A 23,871-nucleotide genomic window follows, 5' to 3' on the forward strand; every position below is an offset into this window, starting at 1 on the left:
CATGGGACAGAAGGTTAATCCTCATGGCTTAAGAGTCGGCGTTATCAAAGACTGGGATTCCAAATGGTACGCAGAATCTGATTTTGCTGATTTCTTAGTAGAAGACTATAACATCAGAACATTTCTGAAAAAGAAATTATATGCTGCAGGTGTTTCTAAGATTGAAATCGAAAGAGCATCCGACAGAGTAAAGGTTATCCTTTACACAGCTAAGCCGGGCGTTGTAATCGGTAAAGGCGGAGCTGAAATCGAGAAAGTAAAAGCTGAATTACAGAAATTTACAGACAAGAAACTTGTTGTAGATATCAAAGAAGTAAAGAGACCAGACAAAGATGCTCAGTTAGTAGCTGAGAACATTGCACTTCAGTTAGAGAACCGTGTTTCCTTCCGTAGAGCAATGAAATCCTGCATGGGAAGATGTATGAAAGCTGGAGCAAAGGGTATTAAGGCATCCGTATCCGGACGTCTTGGCGGAGCTGATATGGCTCGTACCGAGTTCTATTCAGAAGGAACTATTCCACTTCAGACATTAAGAGCAGATATCGAGTATGGATTTGCTGAAGCAGACACCACATACGGTAAAGTCGGTGTTAAAGTTTGGATTTATAAAGGAGAAGTACTTCCTACAAAAGGAAATAAGGAAGGAGGAGTTCAGTAATGTTAATGCCTAAGAGAGTAAAACATCGTAAACAGTTCCGTGGTTCTATGGCCGGAAAAGCGATGAGAGGAAATAAAATTACAAATGGTTCCTACGGTATCGTAGCACTTGAACCATGCTGGATTCGTTCCAATCAGATTGAGGCAGCCCGTATTGCTATGACAAGATATATCAAGCGTGGTGGCCGTGTCTGGATTAAAATTTTCCCAGACAAACCAGTAACTGCAAAACCAGCAGAAACCCGTATGGGTTCCGGAAAAGGAACTTTAGAGTACTGGGTAGCTGTAGTAAAACCAGGACGTGTATTATTTGAAATCTCTGATGTATCTGATGAGGTTGCAAAAGAGGCATTACGTCTTGCTACACACAAATTACCTTGTAAATGCAAAGTGGTTTCTCGTGCAGACTTAGAAGGCGGTGAATCAAATGAAAACTAGTAAATATTTAGAAGAATTAAACACACAGTCCGCTGCTGATTTAAAAATGCAGTTGGTTGAAGCTAAAAAAGAACTTTTCAATTTGAGATTCCAGAACGCAACAAATCAGCTGGATAACACGAGCAGAATCAAAGAAGTTAGAAAGAATATTGCCAGAATCCAGACCGTTATTACTCAGAAAGAAAAAGTTGCTGAATAATTTCAAAAGAATCATACCTGCTTAAGCAGGCAAACAGGCAATCATAAATGAAAGGAGATTCGTCGTGGAAGAAAGAAATCTTAGAAAAACACGTGTAGGCGTTGTTGTAAGTGATAAAATGGATAAGACCATTGTTGTTGCTGTTAAAGATAACGTAAGACATGCATTATATAACAAGATCGTAAAGAAGACATACAAATTAAAAGCTCATGATGAGAACAACGAGTGTAAAATCGGTGATACCGTCAGAGTAATGGAAACAAGACCACTCTCTAAAGATAAGAGATGGAGACTTGTAGAGATTATGGAAAGAGCAAAATAATAGAAGGAGGCTACCGGCATGGTACAACAGGAAACCAGACTTAAGGTTGCTGATAACACTGGAGCAAAAGAATTGCTGTGCATCCGTGTTATGGGCGGTTCAACCAGAAGATATGCAAATATTGGTGATGTAATTACAGCTACTGTTAAAGATGCAACACCAGGCGGCGTTGTTAAAAAAGGTGACGTTGTAAAGGCAGTCGTTGTTCGTACAGTAAAAGGTGCTCGTCGTAAAGATGGCTCTTATATCAAATTCGATGAAAACGCTGCAGTTATTATCAAAGATGATAAAACCCCAAGAGGAACTCGTATTTTTGGACCAGTAGCAAGAGAGCTTCGTGAAAAACAGTTTATGAAAATTGTTTCTCTGGCTCCGGAAGTATTGTAGGAGGTACCCGAAAATGGCAAGCTTGAAAATTAAAAAAGGTGATACTGTAAAGGTAATCGCTGGAAAAGACAAAGACAAAGAAGGCAAAGTAATTGCTGTAAATAAGAAAAACAATACTTTACTTGTTGAAGGTATCAATATGGTAACAAAACATGCAAAACCAAGCATGGCTAACCAGCAGGGTGGAATCATCCATCAGGAAGGACCTATTGATGCTTCTAACGTAATGTATCTTCACAAAGGAAAAGCTACCCGTGTAGGTTTCAAAATGGATGGAGATAAGAAAGTACGTTATGCAAAATCTACAGGTGATGTAATCGATTAATCGTAAGAGAGGAGGAGCAGCAAGTTGAGTAGACTTAAAGATCAGTACCAGAACGAGATCATTGATGCAATGACCAAAAAGTTCGGCTATAAAAACATTATGGAAGTACCAAAGCTTTCTAAGATTGTTATCAACATGGGTGTTGGTGAAGCAAAAGAAAACGCTAAAATCTTAGAGTCAGCTATGAAAGATATGGAAACAATTTCCGGTCAGAAACCAGTTACTACAAAGGCAAAGAATTCCATCGCTAACTTCAAGTTAAGAGAAGGAATGCCAATCGGATGTAAAGTTACTTTAAGAGGCGAGAAGATGTATGAGTTCGTAGACCGTCTGGTAAACTTAGCTTTACCACGAGTACGTGACTTCAGAGGAGTTAATCCGAACGCTTTCGACGGTAGAGGTAACTACGCTCTTGGTATCAAAGAGCAGATCATTTTCCCTGAAATTGAATTCGATAAGGTTGATAAAGTAAGAGGAATGGATATTATTTTCGTAACAACTGCAAAGACAGACGAAGAAGCACGCGAATTATTGACATTATTCAATATGCCATTCGCTAAATAAGACAGGAGGGAATTTAAATGGCAAAGACTTCTATGAAAGTAAAACAGCAGCGTAAACAGAAATTCTCTTCTAGAGAATACAATCGTTGCAGAATCTGTGGTCGTCCACATGCATATTTAAGAAAATATGGAATCTGTAGAGTTTGCTTCCGTGAACTGGCTTACAAAGGTCAGATTCCGGGCGTAAAGAAAGCAAGCTGGTAGGCTGTAAAGCCATTCTCTTAAATTGAGTGAGACCGAAGCCCTTGTGGCGTAGGTCGAACTTGACAGAGAACATCTACAACAAAGAAAGAGAAGAATAATAGGAGGCAGACACATCATGACAATGACAAGTGATCCAATTGCAGATATGCTTACAAGAATCCGTAATGCAAACACTGCAAAACATGATACAGTTGATATCCCGGCTTCTAAAATCAAAGTGGCAATCGCAGACATTTTAGTAAGAGAAGGATACATTGCAAAATATGACATCATTGAAGATGGAATCTTTAAGACCATTCGTGTAACCTTAAAATATGGTGCAGATAAGAATGAAAAGATTATTACCGGACTGAAGAGAATTTCTAAACCAGGACTTCGTGTATACGCTGGTAAAGATAATCTTCCTAAGGTACTTGGTGGACTTGGAATCGCAATTCTTTCCACAAACCAGGGAATCATCACTGACAAAGAGGCTAGAAAGCTTCAGGTTGGTGGCGAAGTATTAGCATTTGTTTGGTAGGCATTGAACACTTGATGAAATCGAGCCGCAGGCGAAGATTGAGGCTAGTGTGAAAGCCGTTCTGTGAGATTACTGAGCGCAAGCCCTTTGGGGTGCGGTGCGAAGTTAGCGAGCAGAACTACCTTAAGAGTATATTCTTAAGGCATAGCGCAGGTAACAATAAACCACAAATTATACAGGAGGTACGGGCATGTCACGAATTGGAAGAATGCCAATCGCAATTCCAGCAGGTGTTACTGTGGAATTAGCAGAAAATAATCAGGTGACTGTAAAGGGTCCAAAAGGAACATTAAGCAGAGTATTACCATCCGAGATGGAAATCAAAGTAGAAGGTTCTGAAGTAACCGTTACAAGACCAAATGATTTGAAGAAAATGAAATCCTTACACGGATTAACAAGAACACTGATTCACAACATGGTTGTTGGTGTAACAGATGGATTTACCAAAGAACTTGAAGTAAATGGTGTAGGTTACAGAGCATCTAAAGCAGGAAAGAAACTTACATTAAACCTTGGATATTCTCATCCGGTAGAGATGGAAGATCCAGAAGGATTAGAGTCTACAGTAGATGGTAACAAGATTATCATCAAAGGTATCGATAAAGAAAAAGTTGGCCAGTACGCAGCTGAAATCAGAGATAAGAGAAGACCTGAACCTTACAAAGGAAAAGGTATCAAATATGCTGATGAAGTTATTAGACGTAAAGTTGGTAAAACTGGTAAGAAATAATTAAAGGAGTGACGAGAGATGGTTAATAAAGAATCAAGAACAGCAGCTCGTGAAAATAAACATAGAAGACTGCGTAATCGCCTGGCTGGAACAGCAGAGAGACCACGTTTAGCTGTGTTTAGAAGTAATAATCATATGTACGCTCAGATTATTGACGATACAGTTGGCAATACCCTCGTAGCAGCATCTACAATGGATAAAGATGTAAAAGCAGCTTGCGAGAAGACTAATAACGTTGATGCAGCAGCACAGGTTGGTACTGCAATTGCAAAGAAAGCATTAGAAAAAGGTATTACAACAGTTGTCTTTGATAGAGGCGGTTTCATATATTCCGGAAAAGTAAAAGCATTAGCTGACGCAGCAAGAGAAGCTGGATTAGAATTCTAATAAGGAGGAAAACAGTACATGAAACGTACAATTATTGATGCTAGTCAATTAGAATTAACAGAAAAAGTGGTATCAATCAAGCGCGTTACGAAAGTTGTAAAAGGTGGACGTAACATGCGTTTCACAGCTCTTGTTGTTGTTGGTGACGGCAATGGTCATGTGGGCGCAGGACTTGGAAAAGCAACTGAAATTCCTGAAGCAATCCGCAAAGGAAAAGAAGATGCTATGAAAAAACTTATCACTGTAAAATTAGATGAGAACAATAGTATTACTCATGATATCAGCGGAAAACATACTGGTGCATCTGTTTTATTAAAGAGAGCTCCAGAAGGTACCGGTGTTATCGCAGGCGGTCCGGCTCGTAACGTATGTGAGCTGGCAGGAATCGAGAATATTCGTACAAAATCTCTTGGTTCCAACAATAAGCAGAACGTAGTACTTGCTACTATCGATGCTTTAAGCAAACTGAAATCCCCGGAAGAAGTTGCAAAACTTCGTGGATTATCTGTAGAAGAAGTAGTAGGTTAAGGAGGAATAAGAAATGGCAAATTTAAAAATTACACTCGTAAAATCTACTATCGGTGCAGTGCCAAAGAATAAAAAGACAGTAGAAGCATTAGGTCTTAAGAAAATTGGCGCATCAGTTGAACGTCCGGATAACAAAGCTGTTAGAGGAATGATTCAGCAGGTAAGACATTTAGTGAAAGTAGAAGAAATCTAATTATAGAGATAAGGAGGTGCCAGAAATGGATTTATCCAATTTACAGCCGGCATTAGGTTCTAAGCATAGTGATAATTTCAGAAGAGGCCGTGGTCACGGTTCAGGAAACGGTAAGACCGCTGGTAAAGGACACAAGGGACAGAAAGCTCGTTCCGGAGCTCCAAGACCAGGCTTTGAAGGTGGCCAGATGCCTTTATACAGAAGATTACCGAAGAGAGGTTTCAAATGTATTAATTCCAAGACTATCGTTGGAATCAATGTATCTGCTCTTGAAGTATTTGACAACGATGCAGTAGTATCTGTTGAAACTTTACTGGAAAAAGGTATCGTAAAGAATCCAAGAGATGGAGTTAAGATCCTTGGAAACGGCGAACTTACTAAGAAGCTCACAGTTCAGGCTAATGCATTCAGCGCAAGCGCAAAAGAAAAAATCGAGGCTCTTGGTGGAAAAGCTGAGGTGATCTAATGTTTGATACAGTTCGTAACGCATTTAAAGTAAAAGATATTAGAAATAGAATTTTATTTACCTTTTTTATGCTGATTATCATCCGAATCGGTTCACAGTTACCGATTCCGGGTGTTGACCGGAATGTGTTTGCAGACTGGTTTGCTAATCAGAGTAGTGATGCGTTTAACTTTTTCGATGCAGTAACAGGCGGTTCATTCTTACAGATGTCCGTCTTTGCATTGAATATCACACCATATATCACATCTTCCATCATCATGCAGCTGTTGACGATTGCAATTCCAAAACTGGAAGAGATGCAGCGTGACGGTGAAGAAGGAAGAAAGAAAATTGCAGAGATTACACGTTATGTGACTGTTGCTCTGGCTTTAATCGAAGCAATTGCAATGGCAATCGGATTCTCCAGAAGCGGTTATCTGACCGATAAAGGATGGCTTACGGTTCTTCAGGTAATTGTAACCTTGACAGCAGGTTCTGCAGTACTTATGTGGATTGGTGAGAGAATTACGGAAAAGGGTGTTGGAAACGGTATTTCTATCGTACTTGTAATCAACATTATTTCACGAATTCCTAGCGATTTTGGAACACTGTATGAGCAGTTTGTAAAAGGAAAGATTCCTGCAAAAGCAGTTCTTGCAGTAGTAATTATCGCAGCAATCATTTTAGTAACCGTTGTCTTTGTCGTTGTACTTCAGGCAGCTCAGAGAAAGATTCCGGTACAATATTCGAAGAAAATTCAGGGAAGAAAACAGGTAGGCGGTCAGTCTACGCATATTCCTCTGAAAGTAAATACCGGTGGAGTTATCCCGGTTATCTTCGCACAGTCTTTAATGCAGTTCCCGGTTGTTATTGCGTCTCTCTTAGGAAAGGGCAATGGAACAGGAATTGGCAGTAAGATTTTAAAGGGATTATCCCAGTCTAACTGGTGCAACCCACAGGAGCCAATCTACAGCATTGGTTTGGCTGTATATCTTGTATTGATTATTGCATTTGCATACTTCTATACATCCATTACATTCAATCCGCTGGAGATTGCGAACAACATGAAGAGACAGGGTGGATTTATCCCGGGTATCAGACCTGGAAAACCAACCAGCGATTATCTGAATCGGATTTTAAATTACATTGTCTTTATCGGTGCGGCAGGCTTATCCATTGTTGCAGTTATTCCAATCTTCTTCAATGGAGTATTTAAAGCAAACGTATCTTTCGGTGGAACATCTATCATCATTATCGTAGGTGTTGTTATCGAGACAATTAAACAGATCGAATCCCAGATGTTAGTTCGTTACTATAAAGGATTTTTGAATGACTAATGTGTACCAGAAGGGGGTGCTGCAAATGCAGCGTCTCCTGTGGTGCACTAAAGTTGTTTATAGAAGAAAAAGCAGATTAGCTTGCAAAGAAGAAGGTAAACAGGAGGTTTTCTTTATATGAAAATTATTATGTTAGGAGCGCCGGGTGCTGGTAAAGGTACACAGGCAAAACAGATTGCAGATAAATATTCTATTCCACACATCTCAACAGGAGATATTTTCCGTGCAAATATCAAAAACGGAACAGAATTAGGCAAGAAAGCAAAACAGTATATGGACCAGGGAGCTTTAGTTCCGGATGAATTAACCTGTGATCTGGTAATGGACAGAATACAGCAGGATGACTGCAAGAACGGCTTCGTACTGGACGGTTTTCCAAGAACCATTCCTCAGGCAGAAGCATTGGATGCAGCACTTGGTAAAATAAACGAGAAGATGGACTATGCAATTGATGTAGATGTTCCAGACGAAAATATCGTAAATCGTATGAGCGGCAGAAGAGCCTGCTTAAATTGTGGAGCAACCTATCATCTTATTTCCATTCCACCAAAGGTAGAAGGAATCTGTGACCGTTGTGGCAGCGAAATCGTATTGCGTGAAGATGATAAGCCAGAGACAGTTCAGAAGAGATTAAAAGTATATCATGAGCAGACACAGCCATTGATTGATTATTATAAGAATCAGGGCATTTTAAAATCTGTAGACGGAACACAGCCGATGGATGAAGTATTCAAAGCCATCGTTACAATCTTAGGAGCGTAAATAATGTCGGTTACGATTAAATCAGCAGAAGAAATAGAGCTGATGCGTCAGGCAGGAAAGTATCTTGCTAAAGTACATCAGGAACTGGAACGTGCAATCAAACCTGGAATCAGCACATGGGAGATTGATAAAATCGGAGAAGAGACCATCCGCAGCCTTGGCTGCGAACCGAATTTCCTGAATTATCAGGGCTATCCGGCATCCGTCTGTGTATCGGTCAACGACGAAGTTGTTCATGGAATTCCAAGAAAAGACCATATTATTAAGGAAGGCGATATCGTAAGCCTTGATACTGGTCTTATCTATAAGGGATATCATTCCGATGCGGCAAGAACCCATGGAGTTGGTGAAATCAGTAAAGAGGCTGCTCTTTTAATAGAAAGAACCCGGGAAAGCTTTTTCCAGGGAATGCAGTATGCAAGAGCCGGAAGAAGGCTTTATGAAATCTCAGGAGCAATTGGAGATTATGCAGAAAGTTACGGCTACGGAGTTGTATATGATCTGGTAGGGCATGGCATTGGAACCCATCTTCATGAGGAACCGGAGATTCCGAATTTCCGTCAGTGGAGAAGAGGACTGAAGCTGAAGGCAGGAATGACATTGGCAGTTGAGCCGATGATAAATGCCGGAAGCCCGGATGTGGAATGGATGGATGATGAATGGACAGTAGTAACCTACGATGGTTCCTTATCTGCACATTATGAAAACACCATTTTGATTACAGAAGGAAGACCGGAAATCCTTACATTGACAGAGGAGGAAAGAGAATGTATCTGGCAAGAGTAAAGGCAGGTCACGACCGGAATCAGTACTATGTAGTGCAGTCACAGGATGAAAAATTCGTCTATCTTGTAAATGGAACCACAAGAACCTGTGACCGGCCGAGAAAGAAAAGCTACAAACATGTACAGCTTGTAAAAAAGCTTCCGCAGGAAGTCTTAGAAGCAGTAAATAACCCGGGGCTTACAGAAAATGCAAAAGCAGCAAAGCTGATTAAGGCTTATGAGCAATATATATTAACCAGAAAAGATTGATTTAGCAGGAGGAAAGAAAATGTCAAAGGCAGATGTAATTGAAGTAGAAGGAACAATTTTGGAAAAGCTTCCAAACGCAATGTTTCAGGTGCAGCTTGAGAATGGCCATCAGGTACTGGCGCATATCAGCGGCAAATTAAGAATGAATTTCATTCGTATCTTACCAGGTGATAAGGTTACGATTGAGATGTCTCCATATGATCTGACAAAGGGCAGAATTATCTGGAGAGATAAATAAGGAGAAAATTCGAGAAAAGTAGTTGATTTTTCGGATTCTCTATGCTAAAATGCTAAATGGACGCTTTTGTGAAAACAAGGGCATATTATGCTGTTTAGCAGAAAGAAAAGAGAAATACCCATGGAAACAGGTTTTCCGGGGCGCAGGCAAGTAGAAAGGAGGATTATGCTGTGAAGGTAAGATCATCAGTTAAACCTATTTGCGAGAAGTGCAAAGTTATCAAAAGAAAGGGAAGCATCAGAATCATCTGTGAAAACCCTAAGCACAAACAGAGACAGGGTTAATTTCCACTTTGTTTGAAAAATTATGTGCGGCTGCAGCGCATGAGAATGTGCTGTTCATAATATAACGCGAACGCGCGTGGTCTGTTGCGCAGTCCTTACATACCGAGAGGATGCAGCAGATTGTGGCTGGGATTGCTAAGCAATCATTACTATAGGAAGAAAAAGGTGTATGCACACATTTCAGGGCGGGAAACCGCAGCTGCATGGGTCTTTGGAATTCCTTACTATTAACAAAGAAATCTATATGGAGGTGTAAACACACATGGCTCGTATTGCAGGTGTAGATTTACCAAGAGAAAAACGTGTTGAGATTGGTTTGACTTATATCTATGGAATCGGCAGAGTTAGTGCTGACCGTATCCTTGCTGAGGCAAACGTTAATCCTGATACCCGTTGCAGAGACTTAACTGACGACGAGGTAAAAAGAATTAGTGCAGTAATCGATGAGACTCAGGTTGTAGAAGGTGACTTAAGACGTCAGACAGCTCTTGATATCAAGAGATTACAGGAAATCGGATGCTATCGTGGAATCCGTCATAGAAAAGGACTTCCAGTTCGTGGTCAGAAAACAAAGACCAATGCAAGAACAAGAAAAGGTCCTAAGAGAACTGTTGCAAACAAGAAGAAATAATTCTTGGCAACTTTATAATTTTAAATTTAAGAAAGTAGGTTAGTTTAGATATGGCTAAAGTTACAAAAAAAGTGACAAAAAAGCGTGTAAGAAAAAACGTTGAACATGGACAGGCACATATTCAGGCATCCTTCAATAACACCATCGTTACATTAACAGATGCTGAAGGTAATGCATTATCATGGGCAAGTGCCGGTGGTCTTGGATTTAGAGGTTCAAAGAAATCTACTCCATATGCTGCACAGATGGCAGCAGAAACTGCTACAAAAGCAGCTCTTATACATGGATTAAAAACAGTTGATGTTATGGTTAAAGGACCAGGATCAGGAAGAGAAGCAGCAATCCGTGCCCTTCAGGCAGCCGGACTTGAAGTTCTTTCTATTCGTGACGTAACTCCAGTTCCTCATAATGGATGTCGTCCACCAAACGTCGTAGAGTATAATTAGGAGGGATATCTAAAATGGCAGTAAATAAAGTTCCTGTTCTGAAAAGATGCAGATCTCTTGGTTTAGAGCCAAGTTATTTGGGATATGATAAAAAATCTAACAGAGAATTAAAGAGAGCGAACAAGAAGGTATCTGAGTATGGCCTTCAGCTTCGCGAAAAACAGAAAGCAAAATTCATTTACGGAGTATTAGAGAAACCATTCCGTAACTATTATGATAAAGCAGACCAGATGAAAGGTATGACAGGTACAAACCTGATGACTATCTTAGAGAGCCGTCTTGATAATGTTATCTTCCGTCTTGGATTTGCAAGAACCAGAAGAGAAGCAAGACAGATCGTTGACCACAAATTCGTTACAGTTAACGGAAAGTTAGTTAACATTCCTTCTTACCTGGTAAAAGCTGGCGATGTAATCGAAATCAAAGAGAGCCGTAAAAATTCCCAGAGAATGAAAGATGTCGTAGAAGTAGCTGGCGGCAGATTAGTTCCGGAATGGCTTGATGTTGATGCAGAGAAAATGCAGGGAACCGTAAAAGAGTTACCTTCCAGAGAAATGATTGATGTACCAGTAGACGAGATGCTTATCGTCGAGTTGTATTCTAAATAATCATAAACTAGCGGGCTGAAAGAAGAAACAAATTACCCGAAAGAAGGAGGGGCTTTGTAGTGTTCGATTTTCAAAAACCAACAATTGAAATTGCTGAAATTTCTGAAGACAAAAGATATGGAAGATTCGTATGCGAACCTTTGGAAAGAGGATATGGTACAACACTTGGTAATTCTTTAAGAAGAATCATGTTGTCATCCCTGCCAGGTGCAGCAGTAAGTCAGGTTAAAATCGATGGTGTACTTCATGAGTTCAGTTCTATTCCTGGCGTAAAGGAAGATGTTACTGAAATCATTATGAACATCAAAGAGCTTGCAATCCGTAATAACAGCGCTGATGATGAGCCTAAGGTAGCTTACATTGAGTTCAGTGGTGAAGGCGTTGTTACAGCAGCAGATATTCAGGTAGATCAGGATATTCAGATCATGAATCCGGATTTAGTAATTGCACACTTAAACGGCGGTGCTGATTCCAAATTATACATGGAATTAACCATTACCAAAGGTAGAGGTTATGTCAGCGCAGATAAGAACAAAGATGCAGATTTACCAATTGGTGTAATCGCAGTAGATTCTATCTATACGCCGGTAGAGCGTGTGAACTTATCCATTCAGAATACCCGTGTGGGTCAGATTACCGATTACGATAAACTGACACTTGATGTATATACCAATGGAACACTTGCTCCAGATGAAGCAGTCAGCTTAGCTGCAAAGGTATTAAGCGAGCACTTAAGTCTTTTCATTGACCTTTCCGAGAATGCTAAGACAGCAGAAGTCATGATTGAGAAAGAAGACAATGCGAAGGAAAAAGTTCTTGAGATGAACATTGACGAACTGGAGTTATCCGTACGTTCTTACAACTGCTTGAAGAGAGCAGGTATCAATACTGTTGAAGAACTTACAAACCGTACACCGGAAGATATGATGAAAGTTCGTAACCTTGGACGTAAGTCTTTGGAAGAAGTATTAGCAAAATTAAAAGAATTAGGCCTTCAGCTCAATCAGGGCGACGAGGTTTAAGATAACTCAGTGCAGCAGCACCAGTAAGTCCGACGAGCGTGGTGATGTTGGTTCATGAGTGGCACAAAACAAGCATTCGGTAAGTAAGTCCGATGAGCATGGCCGGATGTACCACAAATGGAGGAATAAAAATGGCAAAGTATAGAAAATTAGGAAGAACATCTTCCCAGAGAAAAGCATTACTGAGAAATCAGGTAACAGCATTATTAAACAATGGTAAAATTGTTACCACAGAAGCAAAAGCAAAAGAAATCCGTAAAATTGCAGAAGGTCTTATTGCAATGGCAGTTCGCGAGAAAGATAACTTCGAAGAAGTTACTGTAAAAGCTAAAGTTGCAAGAAAAGACAAAGACGGCAAGAGAGTAAAAGAAGTTGTAGATGGTAAGAAGGTTACTGTATATGACGAAGTTGAAAAAACAATCAAGAAGGATAATCCTTCCCGTCTTCATGCAAGAAGAGAGATGTTAAAAGTTCTTTATCCTGTAACTGAAGTTCCTACAGAAGCAGCAGGAAAGAAGAAAAATACAAAGAAAGTTGATTTAGTTGCAAAATTATTCGACGAAATCGCACCTAAGTATGCAGATCGTAACGGTGGTTACACAAGAATTGTAAAGATTGGTCAGCGTAAAGGTGACGGAGCTTTAGAAGTTCTTATCGAGTTAGTATAATTAACATCGTTTTATATGAATCAAAAAAGAGTCAGGACATTCGTGTCCTGGCTCTTTTTTTGCTTGTTTACAGGAAATGAGACATTTGTCAACTTGATGGAAAGAGACAATTGTATATAATGAAATTAAGACAAAAGAATGGAGCAGGGAACAGACAATGAGACAATTTATGAAACTAGAAAGAATTCGAATCATAGCAGTGCTGGCTATTTTCAATTATATATTTTTAGGCTCGGAGTATCTGTTTGACAATATGATACGCTATGCAACAGATTCCGCAGGAGTAGTAAGGGCACAGAACTATGTGCTGGGAATCAGCGTAATAGGATTCCTGTTATTCCCATGCATTAACCGTTATTTTAACCAGAAGATGCGGGAGATAGGTTTATATTTATTGCCGATAGCAGGAATCATCTGCATTTTCGTAATTCAGGAGCATTTGTCCTATCGAAGTATGCTTTTATCCGGATTCCTGCTTTATATTTTATATGGCATGATTGGAAGTGCTGTACATTATTATGCTGTGGTAAGCCTTTCGACAGAAAAAGGACTTGCACAAACCGTTGGATTTGGATATGCCTTTGGATTATTGCTTCAGTTTATCGGTAATAATCTGATACATAACAGCACTGTAGAGTCTGTTGCACTTTCCGTTTTTCTGGCGGCAATGGTATTGCTGATTCGCAGACTGAGTCTGGAATGCAGCCGGGGGGTAGTAGGAGCAGAGGATTCAGGGTCAGATTCAGATACTGATATCCGGAAGAATAACAGGCGAAGCCTCCGGCATCCGATGCTTGCGGCACTGCTTTTGATTTCGATAGTGGTTCTTATGACATGCATTTTTTCCAGTCTGGACAATGCAGTAACTTTAGTACATGCAGGTGGAAGTGTAGATATTGGTCAGTGGCCGAGATTATTGCTTGCGGTAAGCGGACTGTTGGCAGGAGTGCTTTTTGATATAAAAGAGCATAGATTTATGCAGATTATGATGTACTGTGTGACACTGCTTTCAACAATGTGTGTAGTGATAATAGTCTGGGGCGGACCATTTATGGCGGGTCTTATTGTGTTCTATTTGTCCGCAGGCTTCTTTGTGGTATATTTTACCACCAGTTTTATGGACCTTTCCTATTATATGAAAGTACCGGAGTTATGGGCTGGACTTGGAAGGGCAACAAATAATATCTGTGTCGGGATTACAGGAACTATTTCCCTGATGCTGATAGAGACCGGGGATGGAATGCGCATCAGCATCATAGCATTGATTTTATTTGCAGTTATCAGTATGCTGGTATATTTGTATATGGTACAGTTTCGTATGGATATACAGGAAGAAAATATGGCGAAAATGCTGGAAAAAGAACGTGAAAAATTTTTGGAGGATAAATTTCAGGCGTTTGTGAAGAATTATGCACTTACAAACAGGGAGCAGGATGTGTTAAGGTTATTGCTTTCTTCTGATGAAAGTGCGCAGGTAATAGCAGAGCAGCTATATATTTCAAGAGCAGCATTGTACCGTTATATGGCATCTTTAAATGAAAAGACAGAGACGAAGTCGAGAATTGGGCTTCTTCAGTTTTATTATAGCTGGAAACAGCCATAAATCGTGGAAAATCCCTAAAATGAGACAAATGTAAACTTATCAAAACAGATGGGAAAAGCGTATATTACATATAGTTAAAGGATGGAAAGGGAAGGAGAAAAAACGTGAGAAAAAAATCCATTAGAGGATTGCTTTGTCTGCTCGTGCTGGTGGTACTGGGAGGCTGCGGAGCCTGTAACGTGTGCGGTGGAAGTGGCAGTTATAGAAGAAAGTAAAGGAGAAAAAAATGAAGATGCGAAAGAAAATTTCCTGGTTGTTAAGCTTTTTTATGGTATTTTCATTATTTATGGGAAGTGCCGGCATGATTGTAAAAGCTGATGGACAGAAAGCAGTGGTCAGAATTGCAAGACAGGACAGCACAGCGACCGGAACCGTGTATTATAAATGGGATACGGCGGCTGAGTGGACAGAAGTAAACCAGACTGCATATGATGATACACCAATAGAAATAAACAGACCGGATGATAGTCTTGATCATACGGTACATTTTAAAGTAGTATGTGGAACGGATACAATAATCAATCACTGTCAGGTGAATAAAAATGGTGCACAGGATGCAAGCCTTGACAAGAATATACTTACATCAGAGAGCGGACAGGCATTTTCTGTAAGCACCTCAGAGCAGGTGGAACTGATTCTGGAATTTCGTACTGCAGCATCCGGAGGCGGTGGTTCCACAACGGGTCCGGCATCCGGAGAAACAATTGCAGTTACAGCAACTGCAGTGGGAGGAGCAATTGGAGACTTACAGATAGATGGCATGAGGATTGGTTCCGGAATGGGAACGAATATATCGGGCAGCTTTGCTGGAGATAAGACGCAGCAACACAGAGTGGCAATTGCAGCAGATTTTGGTTATGCATTTGCATCCATTATGGTAAATGGAACAGCAATTCCATTAGGTGGAACGACAGACAATCTGGAATTTGAAGTGGCTCCGGCAGATTCTTATCAGATTGAAGTGGCACTGACTACGAGCAGCAGCCGTAATTATAATATCGTATGGGCACCATTCCTTACAGTAGCAGAACAGCATGGATTTGGAAATGACTGCGTTATTGAACATGGAAGCGTGGAAATAATCAGTGCACAGTTAGAGGATGGAACTATAGTAAATGCAGCAGAACTGGCAGGTGGAAATATAGCAGATGCATCCACAAGACTGGATGGAGACTTTGGCTATGCCGAATTTAAAGCAGGCACCAAAGTAACCATTAAGTTTACACCGGATTATGGTTATCAGTTATTAAGCGCATCTTTAAATGGTGGAAAGCTGACAGCAGTAGATTCACAGGTAGGTACCTTTGTATTGGATATGCCTGCAACAGATTTACATCTGAGTGCATTATTTACAAAGTCAGAGGATAAAGTAAATACGGCAAGTACAAAAGTAGACGGTGCAACCCTTGGAAATGCAGAAAACATTATTGGTTCCGGAAATCTTCAGTTAAATATTGCAGATATCAGTGGAACAGAACTGAATCAGATACAGGGTGGCATGCAGGCACAGGCAGGAAATGGAGAGATTCAAAGCTATCTTTCCATGGATTTATTCCAGGTCGTAAACAAAGGAAATTCCAACGATGCATGGGAAACGCAGTTGACCGATTTAAATGCGAAATTAAATGTAACCCTTCAGGTAAAAGATGAGATGAAGAACCAGCAGGGAACATATTATGTGATTCGAGAGCATGATGGTGCCTATGAAAAACTTCCTGCAACGTATGATGCAACAAGTGGAACCATAACCTTTGCAACGGATAAATTTTCGGCATATGCACTGGTATTTGAAGCCGGAACTTCATCAGGTACAACAACGCCGGGAAGCGGAACAACAGGAAATGGTGCGGCAGGAAGCAGCACAGCAGGAAACGGCAACGGCACAACAGGAAGCGGTACTGCAGGAAATAGTACAACAGGAAATACCACCGCAGGAAACACATCACAGACCGCAACCGTGAAAACAGGAGACATGACTCCGGTTGGCATCTGGTTTTTACTGGCACTGTGCAGTGGCATAGGAGCTATTTATTTTGGATGCAGAAAACGGATAAAAAATTAATAGAATATATTGGCAGACCACTCCTATATTGTTATAATGAAGAAGGTTCATGAAAATGTTATGCAAATCAGCAGGAGGGTTTAGAAATGAGATTTAATATTGAAGGCGAACCAATGCCGGTTGTAGTCTGTGAATTAGAGTCAGGCGAAATGATGATTACCGAAAAGGGAGCAATGTCCTGGATGTCTCCGAATATGCAGATGAATACTGTTGGCGGCGGAATTGGAAAAATATTTGGAAGAATGGTTAGTGGAGAGAGTATGTTTGTAAATACATACACTGCAATGAATGGTCAGGGAACCATTGCATTTGCATCCAGTTTTCCGGGATGTATCCGGGCATTTGAGATTCAGCCAGGTTCAGATATTGTATGTCAGAAGTCAGCATTTTTAGCATCTACTTCAGGAGTTGAATTGTCCGTATTTTTCCAGAAGAGAGTAGGAGCTGGTTTCTTTGGCGGAGAAGGATTTATTATGCAGAGACTTTCTGGACAGGGAATGGCATTTGTTGAATTTGACGGCTATATCAAAGAGTATATGCTTCAGCCTGGCCAGTCAATTATCGTAGACACAGGATATCTTGCAGCAATGGATTCTTCCTGTTCTATCGACATACAGACCGTACCTGGCCTTAAGAATATCATGTTTGGTGGAGAGGGAGTATTCAATACCGTAGTAACCGGACCGGGTCGTGTATTCTTACAGTCCATGCCAATCTCACAGATGGCAGGATGTCTGCGCCCATATCTTCCGAGCGGAAAATAAATCTCCGAGGGAAAAATGAAGCACCAACTGGAAAGTAAATCATAGAAGTATGCAGAGAAAAACAGCAGCCAATGAACAGAATAAAGTTCATAAGCTGCTGTTTTCAATTTACTTGAGTAGCGGGAAACTCACAAAGGGTGTTTTTCGTAGTTGCTAAGCGCTTATAATTTGTAAGAAGCTGCCGGTGGCGGGTTCTGTAGGTTATAACTGGCGTTACAATTCTTCCCGCTGGGCTGCCGGCAGGGTGAAGATAAATTCGGTGCCGACTCCTTCGGTACTGATGACGTTGATATTTTCATCATGTGCCTGAATAATTTCTTTTACGATAGAGAGTCCAAGACCGGAACCCTTCTTGTCCTTTCCACGGGACAGGTCGGTTTTGTAGAAACGCTCAAAAATTTTGTTCTGGCTGTCTTTTGGAATTCCGATGCCGGTATCCTTGACAGAAACAAATACTTTTTCGCTTTTCTTGGTGGTCTCAATGGTGATTTCAGAATCATGGTGGCTGAACTTGATGGCATTGTCAATCAGATTATAAACCACCTGCTGAATCTTGCTCATATCCGCTTTTACATAAAGTGTTTTACCGGCAAGAATCAGGTGGAAGGAAATCCGTTTGGCTTTGCAGGTTCCCTCAAAGGTAAGACAGGTCATTTTAATTAACTGGTTAATGTCAAATTCGCTGACGTCTAACATTGTGCCGTGGCTGCCGTATTTATTTAACTCTAAGAGGCTCTGGGTGAGCTTGGACAAACGGTCTGTCTCGAAAACAATGATATTTAAATATTTTTCCTGCATCTCCGGTGGAATCGTTCCGTCTAACATGGCTTCCACATAACCTTTGATGGAAGTAAGCGGAGAACGGAAATCATGGGAGACATTGGAAATAAATTTACGCTGGTCATCCTCCAGGGTATTCAGCTCGTTTGCCATATAATTTAGAGAAGCGGCAAGATAGCCGATTTCATCATTTTTATGTACCGGAATTTTATAACTGAAATTGCCCTCGGCAAAAGCATCAGCACCCTTAATCATTTTGCGGATTGGGATGTAGACCTCGAAGCCAATGATAATCAGTAACAGGGTTGCACAGATAAAAATCAGAAGCAGAGTCAGGTACATAATATTCAGTAAATGTGCATGATGGTGCGTGATTACGGAAAGCGGCTGGTGAATCAGCACATATCCACGCACCTTGTAATTAATCGTAATCGGCGAAAATACCGTAAGATGCGTATCGTCATAATAATTATAAAAAGAACCGGTGGTGTAATATTTGCTGCCAAAATCTGCCACATTAAATCCGTCAATGTGTGTCAGGTGGTCCATGTCCACAGATGCATTGGAGTTAATCAGAATATCACCATCTGTATTCATGACCCATATTTCTGAAGAAAGATAAGTGCTAAGGGTGGCAAGACTGTCATGCAAGTCATCTACCGTAATATCTTCATTGAAATAGTTTGAAGCATAGGTAGATGCAATCATATTGGCTTCCTTGTAAAGCCGGTCAACTTCGGTATCTTCAATATATTCATAAGTATAGTGGGAGCTGAAGGTGGATACGAGAATAAAGCCGAGAATGCCAAAAATCACATATCCAATCAGCAGCTTCAGATAAAGTCGTTTCTTCATTCTTTAACCTCGAATTTGTATCCGATGCCCCAGACCGTAGAAATGCTCCAGGCGGTATGATCGTTAATTTTCTCACGAAGTCTTTTTACATGAACGTCAACGGTTCTGGTATCGCCTACGTATTCATAGCCCCAGATATGGTCTAAAAGCTGTTCTCTGGTAAATACCTGATTCGGTGAGGATGCAAGAAAATAAAGAAGCTCTAACTCCTTTGGCGGCATATCAATTGTTTTGCCGTAATATTCTACGGAATAGTTGGAAAGATTGACCACCAGATCCGGATAAGTAACACATTTTAAATCCGGCTGTACAGGCTCCTGCTTCACCGGCTGGTAGCGGCGGAGCACCGCCTTGACTCTGGCAACCAGTTCTTTGGAATCAAAAGGCTTCATGATATAGTCATCTGCCCCCAGCTCCAGTCCGAGAACCTTGTCAAAGATTTCACCTTTGGCAGATAACATAATAATCGGAACATTTGCTTTTGCCCGGATTTCACGGCATACCTGATAACCATCAATGCCCGGAAGCATCAAATCAAGAAGAATCAGATTTGGTGCATAGGTTTCAAATTCTTTCAAAGCAGATTCCCCATCATGAACCATCTTTGTATCAAAGCATTCCTTCGTGAGATACAGGGAAATCAGTTCTGCGATATTAACATCATCATCTACAATTAAAATTTTCTGTTTTGCAGCCATAGGAAACTTCCTTTCTGTTTTACGTAGTTCATATACTTGATTTATTTAAATTCTGCAATGGTAACACCAGCATCTCCTTCACCAAATTCTCCTAAGTGGAAGGACTTGATATAAGACTGTCGTTTCAAATGACTCTGTACGGCACTGCGCAGGGCACCGGTTCCTTTTCCGTGTACGATGCGCACGGAAGGAAGATGTGCAAGATAAGCATCATCCAAGTATTTATCCAAAAGAGCAATAGCTTCATCCACTGTTTTTCCAATCAGATTGATTTCTGTGGAAACAGAAGCGGATTTACTCATCTTAAGCTTTCCGGCACCGGTCTTGGCATATTTCTTGCTGCCCGGAGCAGCATCTTCAATTAGTACTAAATCCTTGATGTTTACCTGGGAGCGGAGAATTCCCATCTGCACAAAGAGGTCACCCTTTGCATTCGGCAGGGAGTGTACCGTTCCGGTTAAATTCATACTTAATACTTTTACGCTGTCACCGATACGAAGCTTCTTTGGAACCTTTGGATTGTAGATGGCAGTATCTTTTTCCTTTGAGCTCTTTTTCTCATTGGCAGCCATTTTCTCCCGGATATTGGTACGCTGTTTTTCCATTTCCTGAATGGAAGGTCTGGTAGTGCCATATTTATTGAAATTACGGATTGCCTCATCTGCAGTATCTTTGGCTTCCTGCAGAATCTGGTTTGCTTCTTCTTTTGCTTTACGAAGAATGGCATCCCGGCTTTCATCTAATTTTTCCTGCTTGTTCTTTAACTGCTGTTTTAATGCAGCAATTTCTGATTTGTAACGGTTGATTTCGGCCTGTTCTTTCTCTATGGTGATGCGGCTTGCTTCCAGGTCAGAAAGTAAATCTTCAAAATTCTGTTCATTACTGCTGATACGGGTTCTGGCATCCTCGATTAAAGTATCGGAAAGACCGAGTTTTTTGGAAATTGCAAAGGCATTACTTTTTCCCGGAATACCGATGAGAAGACGGTAAGTCGGACTTAAGGTCTCTACATTAAATTCGCAGCAGGCATTTTCAATTCCACTGGTAGTTAAGGCATAAATCTTAATCTCACTGTAGTGGGTGGTCGCCATGGTACGGATGCCTCGACTGTGAAAATAAGATAAGATAGAAACCGCCAGGGCAGCGCCCTCCGTAGGGTCAGTTCCGGCACATAACTCATCAAAGAGAACCAGGGAATGTTCATTGGCTTCTTTTAAAATGTGGATAATGTTGGTCATATGGGAAGAAAATGTGCTTAAGTTCTGCTCAATGCTCTGTTCATCTCCAATATCTGCAAAAATATTGTCAAAAACAGCAAGCTCACTGCGGTCTCCGGAAGGATCGGAAGTCCCGCCTGTCCCATCAGAGTGAGAAGTCCCACAGTTTTTAAGGAAACGGTTTTACCACCGGTATTCGGGCCGGTAATGACAAGCTGGTCAAAATCGCTGCCTAAGGAAATGTCGATAGGAACTACTTTTTTTGCGTCCAGCAGAGGGTGTCTGCCCTTTAAAATACGAATTTTCCGTTCCGTATTAAAATGCGGTGTAATTCCATTGTATTCCAAGGCATAAGCTGCTTTTGCAAATATAAAATCAAGCTCTGTTAAAATCTGATAATCGGTTTCAATGGCAGGAATATATTCCCCTGCTTTTGCCGATAAAGTGGCAAGAATAACGGCAATTTCGTCCTGCTCTTTGATGGATAATTCTTTTAATTCGTTGTTCAGATTTACCACAGCCATTGGCTCAATGAAAAGAGTAGAACCGCTGGAGGACTGGTCATGCACCATACCGGTAATCTGGGATTTGGCTTCGGCTTTTACCGGAAGGCAGTAGCGGCCGTTACGCATGGTAATGACAAAATCCTGCAGGCAGTTTCTGACATTCTGGTTATTTAACATCTGGTTTAACTGCGCATGGATGCGGTCGCCGGTTGAGCGGATGGAACGGCGGATGGATTTTAAATTACTGCTGGCATCATCACTGATTTCATCCACAGAAATGATGCAGCGGCGGATCTCATCACAAAGAGGACTAAGAGGTTCTAAACCATCAAAAAGTTCGCTCAGGGAATCAGACGGAAAATCTTCCCGTTCCTTTCTGCCATAGGCTTTGACCCGGCGGGCAGTCTCTAATAATTTACAGAGGCCGAGAAGCTCTTCGATATTCATGGTTCCGCCGATTTCCACACGCCGGATGGCGGAAGAAAGCGGTTTGATACCGGAGCAGTCAAGCCGTCCCTTTTTCAGGCTGCGGTTCATGGCATCCTTAGTCTGCTGCTGTGCATTGGTAATCTCTGAGAGGCTGGTGGAAGGAAGCAGGGAAAGACAGCGTTCCTTGGTATCCGCACCGAAAGCATACTCCGCGAGCCGCTCTACAATTTTATTATATTCTAATGTTCTTAAAACCTTTTGATTCATAAATATTCTCCGTAAAATGTACTAAAAATCACTGCTTCTATTATACCCCAAACCGATTGTGGTGAAAAGGGCGGTTGAAAATAAGTTTCCGGATAAATGGCAGGATAAATATTTTGATCCCACGATTTTATAATAACTCGGACAGTGCCTTTGCCAGTGCTTCACAGGCTTCTGGAATTTCTGATTCTTCCAGTGAACTAAAGCCCAATAGAAAGATATCCTCGGAAGCCGTTCCAGTATGGAAGTACTGTTGAACACCATAAATGGAAATGGACTTTTCGCACAGGGCGTCGATCAGCTTTTGCTGGTTGGTGCAGTTGCGGATCCGGACAATAATGTGGGAACCGGCAGGCGTATCTACTACATCCATATAGGAAGAAAGAAATGTATGGATGGATTTCAGCAGAAGATTATATTTATGTTCATTTATCTTAACCAGCTTCCGCAGGTGACGCTCAAAGTCACCAGATGCAATAAAATTGGATAAGGCAATCTGGTTAAAGGAAGGAAGTGCCGCATTAAAATAGCGGTACATCTGCTCATACTTATCCAAAAGAGAATATGGGAGAATAAAAAATGCCGTCCGCATGGATGGAGTCAGTATCTTGGCGAAAGTGTTAAAATAAATGACATGGTCATAGTGGTCAAGAGACTGCAGGGATGGAATCGGTCTGGTCTGATGCGGGAATTCACTGTCGTAGTCATTTTCTATGATGTAGGCATCGTTTCTGATTGCCCACTCCAAAAGCCGCAGCCGGTTGCTGACCGGAATGGTGCGGCCGGTAGGAAACTGATGGGATGGCATAACATAAAGGAGGTTACAGCAGGAATCAAAAAGCTTGTCAATATCAATGCCATTTTCAACAACTGGAATCGGAAAAAGTTCATATCCGTTCTGGAGAAAAATATTCCGGATACCATTGTGAGATGGCTCTTCATAGGCAATCCGGTGCTTCTCTGCCGGGAGCAGCCGGCTGATGATTTCAATGCCATACTGGGTGCCGGGCACAAGGATTACCTGTTCCGGGTCGCAGTGAACGCCACGGTTCCGGTTCAGATAATGACAGATATTGGAACGGAGTTCATAGTTTCCTTTATTGGATTCGTATTGGATTTTCTGCTGATTCTCTTCCTGAAGTAAAGCATTGTTTACGTACTGCCGCCATAGCTTCCACGGAAAAAGATGGGAATATACGACATCATGTTTAAAATCATAACGGACAGGAGTTGCTCTTGGTGCAGGATTTTGTCCGGAAATAGAAGAAGTTATCTTTTTGGAAACCGGAGGAACAGAAAGGGTATCCAAGAAAGTATTGGAGATATCCTCTACATAATAACCGGAGCCTGGAACAGAGCGGACATAACCCTCTGCTGTTAATTGCAGATAAGCTTTGGATACTGTGTTCAGGCTGATATTAAGCTTTTCAGAAAGCGTCCGGATTGGCGGAAGAGCCGAGTTCTTCGGCAGGGAACCATTAGTGATTTCTTCAATGATGGAAGTATATAACTGCTGATAGAGCGGAGCCGAATCCGCCTTGTTAACATAAATCATAAAATCCTCTCCTTTGCATCAGGTGATACAGTTAATTTATTATATAGTCGCATAAAATCCTTTTCAATAGAAAAAACAAAATTGTAACCATGAAAAAAGTAAAAATTGTCACTTTTCGAATAACAAAATTAGTGATATGCTCAGGACAACAAAAAAATAAAGAGAACAAATCAACGACGGAGTTGACCAGGGAAACCTGTGTCAACTCTA

Annotated in this window: 30 protein-coding genes and 2 pseudogenes; 28 read left to right on the forward strand and 4 right to left on the reverse strand. The window is 41.1% G+C overall.

Annotated features, from left to right (window positions below; translation table 11 throughout):
- The first annotated feature begins 1 nt into the window (after window position 1).
- From rpsC to DW059_RS07555, 28 genes and pseudogenes are all read left to right on the forward strand, one after another.
- On the forward strand, window positions 2-658 hold the full coding sequence (rpsC, locus tag DW059_RS07420; RefSeq protein WP_117698349.1) for a 30S ribosomal protein S3: 657 nt from the start codon (window positions 2-4) through the stop codon (window positions 656-658).
- A complete protein-coding gene (gene rplP / locus DW059_RS07425) occupies window positions 658-1,095 on the forward strand; it encodes a 50S ribosomal protein L16 (protein ID WP_022242784.1) in 438 nt (145 codons plus the stop codon). Before rpsC ends, rplP begins: the two co-directional genes overlap by 1 nt.
- A complete protein-coding gene (rpmC, locus tag DW059_RS07430; protein WP_022242783.1) occupies window positions 1,085-1,294 on the forward strand; it encodes a 50S ribosomal protein L29 in 210 nt (69 codons plus the stop codon). Before rplP ends, rpmC begins: the two co-directional genes overlap by 11 nt.
- Window positions 1,295-1,358: 64 nt before the next feature.
- Window positions 1,359-1,616 (forward strand): 30S ribosomal protein S17, encoded by a 258-nt coding sequence (gene rpsQ, locus DW059_RS07435; RefSeq protein ID WP_022242782.1) that lies wholly within the window; start codon window positions 1,359-1,361, stop codon window positions 1,614-1,616.
- Window positions 1,617-1,634: 18 nt separating this feature from the next.
- Entirely contained in the window at window positions 1,635-2,003 is a 369-nt protein-coding gene (gene rplN / locus DW059_RS07440; RefSeq protein WP_022242781.1) for a 50S ribosomal protein L14, read from the forward strand.
- Window positions 2,004-2,016: 13 nt separating this feature from the next.
- On the forward strand, window positions 2,017-2,328 hold the full coding sequence (gene rplX, locus DW059_RS07445) for a 50S ribosomal protein L24 (RefSeq protein WP_022242780.1): 312 nt from the start codon (window positions 2,017-2,019) through the stop codon (window positions 2,326-2,328).
- Window positions 2,329-2,352: 24 nt separating this feature from the next.
- Window positions 2,353-2,892 carry a 50S ribosomal protein L5 gene (gene rplE / locus DW059_RS07450; protein ID WP_022242779.1) on the forward strand — a complete coding sequence of 180 codons (540 nt, stop codon included), beginning with the start codon at window positions 2,353-2,355 and terminating at the stop codon, window positions 2,890-2,892.
- 17 nt (window positions 2,893-2,909) lie between these two features.
- Window positions 2,910-3,095: a type Z 30S ribosomal protein S14 gene (locus tag DW059_RS07455; protein WP_022242778.1), complete on the forward strand. Its 186-nt coding sequence runs from the start codon at window positions 2,910-2,912 to the stop codon at window positions 3,093-3,095.
- A 115-nt stretch (window positions 3,096-3,210) separates the two neighbouring features.
- Window positions 3,211-3,615, forward strand: coding sequence for a 30S ribosomal protein S8 (gene rpsH / locus DW059_RS07460; RefSeq protein ID WP_117698350.1), 405 nt, complete (start codon window positions 3,211-3,213; stop codon window positions 3,613-3,615).
- Between the two features lie 190 nt (window positions 3,616-3,805).
- Window positions 3,806-4,345, forward strand: a complete 540-nt coding sequence (gene rplF / locus DW059_RS07465) for a 50S ribosomal protein L6 (RefSeq protein WP_022242776.1) — start codon at window positions 3,806-3,808, stop codon at window positions 4,343-4,345.
- 18 nt (window positions 4,346-4,363) lie between these two features.
- Window positions 4,364-4,732 (forward strand): 50S ribosomal protein L18, encoded by a 369-nt coding sequence (rplR, locus tag DW059_RS07470; RefSeq protein ID WP_117698351.1) that lies wholly within the window; start codon window positions 4,364-4,366, stop codon window positions 4,730-4,732.
- An 18-nt stretch (window positions 4,733-4,750) separates the two neighbouring features.
- Window positions 4,751-5,260 (forward strand): 30S ribosomal protein S5, encoded by a 510-nt coding sequence (gene rpsE, locus DW059_RS07475; protein ID WP_022242774.1) that lies wholly within the window; start codon window positions 4,751-4,753, stop codon window positions 5,258-5,260.
- Window positions 5,261-5,273: 13 nt separating this feature from the next.
- Window positions 5,274-5,453, forward strand: a complete 180-nt coding sequence (gene rpmD, locus DW059_RS07480) for a 50S ribosomal protein L30 (protein ID WP_022242773.1) — start codon at window positions 5,274-5,276, stop codon at window positions 5,451-5,453.
- Between the two features lie 25 nt (window positions 5,454-5,478).
- Entirely contained in the window at window positions 5,479-5,919 is a 441-nt protein-coding gene (gene rplO, locus DW059_RS07485; protein ID WP_022242772.1) for a 50S ribosomal protein L15, read from the forward strand.
- Entirely contained in the window at window positions 5,919-7,235 is a 1,317-nt protein-coding gene (secY, locus tag DW059_RS07490; protein WP_117698352.1) for a preprotein translocase subunit SecY, read from the forward strand. The genes rplO and secY overlap by 1 nt, the downstream gene beginning before the upstream one ends.
- Window positions 7,236-7,352: 117 nt before the next feature.
- A complete protein-coding gene (locus DW059_RS07495) occupies window positions 7,353-7,997 on the forward strand; it encodes an adenylate kinase (protein ID WP_022242770.1) in 645 nt (214 codons plus the stop codon).
- 3 nt (window positions 7,998-8,000) lie between these two features.
- A complete protein-coding gene (map, locus tag DW059_RS07500) occupies window positions 8,001-8,783 on the forward strand; it encodes a type I methionyl aminopeptidase (protein ID WP_022242769.1) in 783 nt (260 codons plus the stop codon).
- A complete protein-coding gene (locus DW059_RS07505) occupies window positions 8,765-9,031 on the forward strand; it encodes a KOW domain-containing RNA-binding protein (RefSeq protein ID WP_117698353.1) in 267 nt (88 codons plus the stop codon). The genes map and DW059_RS07505 overlap by 19 nt, the downstream gene beginning before the upstream one ends.
- 19 nt (window positions 9,032-9,050) lie before the next feature.
- Window positions 9,051-9,269: a translation initiation factor IF-1 gene (gene infA, locus DW059_RS07510; protein ID WP_022242767.1), complete on the forward strand. Its 219-nt coding sequence runs from the start codon at window positions 9,051-9,053 to the stop codon at window positions 9,267-9,269.
- Window positions 9,270-9,439: 170 nt separating this feature from the next.
- Entirely contained in the window at window positions 9,440-9,553 is a 114-nt protein-coding gene (gene rpmJ, locus DW059_RS07515) for a 50S ribosomal protein L36 (RefSeq protein WP_003022746.1), read from the forward strand.
- Window positions 9,554-9,815: 262 nt separating this feature from the next.
- A complete protein-coding gene (gene rpsM, locus DW059_RS07520; RefSeq protein WP_022242766.1) occupies window positions 9,816-10,184 on the forward strand; it encodes a 30S ribosomal protein S13 in 369 nt (122 codons plus the stop codon).
- 50 nt (window positions 10,185-10,234) lie between these two features.
- Window positions 10,235-10,626 (forward strand): annotated as a pseudogene (rpsK, locus tag DW059_RS07525) (30S ribosomal protein S11).
- An 18-nt stretch (window positions 10,627-10,644) separates the two neighbouring features.
- Window positions 10,645-11,238 carry a 30S ribosomal protein S4 gene (gene rpsD, locus DW059_RS07530; protein ID WP_022242764.1) on the forward strand — a complete coding sequence of 198 codons (594 nt, stop codon included), beginning with the start codon at window positions 10,645-10,647 and terminating at the stop codon, window positions 11,236-11,238.
- A gap of 59 nt (window positions 11,239-11,297) precedes the next feature.
- Window positions 11,298-12,260 carry a DNA-directed RNA polymerase subunit alpha gene (locus DW059_RS07535; protein ID WP_022242763.1) on the forward strand — a complete coding sequence of 321 codons (963 nt, stop codon included), beginning with the start codon at window positions 11,298-11,300 and terminating at the stop codon, window positions 12,258-12,260.
- Window positions 12,261-12,391: 131 nt separating this feature from the next.
- Window positions 12,392-12,928: a bL17 family ribosomal protein gene (locus DW059_RS07540; RefSeq protein WP_022242762.1), complete on the forward strand. Its 537-nt coding sequence runs from the start codon at window positions 12,392-12,394 to the stop codon at window positions 12,926-12,928.
- Between the two features lie 169 nt (window positions 12,929-13,097).
- Entirely contained in the window at window positions 13,098-14,531 is a 1,434-nt protein-coding gene (locus DW059_RS07545) for a helix-turn-helix transcriptional regulator (protein ID WP_158552083.1), read from the forward strand.
- Window positions 14,532-14,757: 226 nt separating this feature from the next.
- Window positions 14,758-16,593 carry a hypothetical protein gene (locus DW059_RS07550; protein WP_117698356.1) on the forward strand — a complete coding sequence of 612 codons (1,836 nt, stop codon included), beginning with the start codon at window positions 14,758-14,760 and terminating at the stop codon, window positions 16,591-16,593.
- A gap of 86 nt (window positions 16,594-16,679) precedes the next feature.
- Complete coding sequence (locus tag DW059_RS07555; protein WP_022242759.1) at window positions 16,680-17,357, forward strand: TIGR00266 family protein; 678 nt, start codon at window positions 16,680-16,682, stop codon at window positions 17,355-17,357.
- A 213-nt stretch (window positions 17,358-17,570) separates the two neighbouring features.
- Here DW059_RS07555 and DW059_RS07560 read toward each other — a convergent pair whose 3' ends face one another.
- The 4 genes and pseudogenes from DW059_RS07560 to pdxR form a co-directional block, all read right to left on the reverse strand.
- The gene (locus DW059_RS07560) at window positions 17,571-18,992 is read right to left on the reverse strand and encodes a HAMP domain-containing sensor histidine kinase (RefSeq protein WP_117698357.1); all 1,422 of its coding nucleotides are present in this window, start codon (window positions 18,990-18,992) and stop codon (window positions 17,571-17,573) included.
- Window positions 18,989-19,690 (reverse strand): response regulator transcription factor, encoded by a 702-nt coding sequence (locus tag DW059_RS07565; RefSeq protein WP_117698358.1) that lies wholly within the window; start codon window positions 19,688-19,690, stop codon window positions 18,989-18,991. The genes DW059_RS07560 and DW059_RS07565 overlap by 4 nt, the downstream gene beginning before the upstream one ends.
- Before the next feature lie 41 nt (window positions 19,691-19,731).
- Window positions 19,732-22,109 (reverse strand): annotated as a pseudogene (locus DW059_RS17590) (endonuclease MutS2).
- 127 nt (window positions 22,110-22,236) lie between these two features.
- On the reverse strand, window positions 22,237-23,661 hold the full coding sequence (gene pdxR / locus DW059_RS07575; protein WP_117698359.1) for a MocR-like pyridoxine biosynthesis transcription factor PdxR: 1,425 nt from the start codon (window positions 23,659-23,661) through the stop codon (window positions 22,237-22,239).
- Between the last annotated feature and the right edge of the window lie 210 nt (window positions 23,662-23,871).

It is taken from the genome of Roseburia sp. AF42-8 (assembly GCF_003435965.1).
In the GTDB taxonomy this organism is placed as follows: domain Bacteria; phylum Bacillota; class Clostridia; order Lachnospirales; family Lachnospiraceae; genus Roseburia_C; species Roseburia_C amylophila.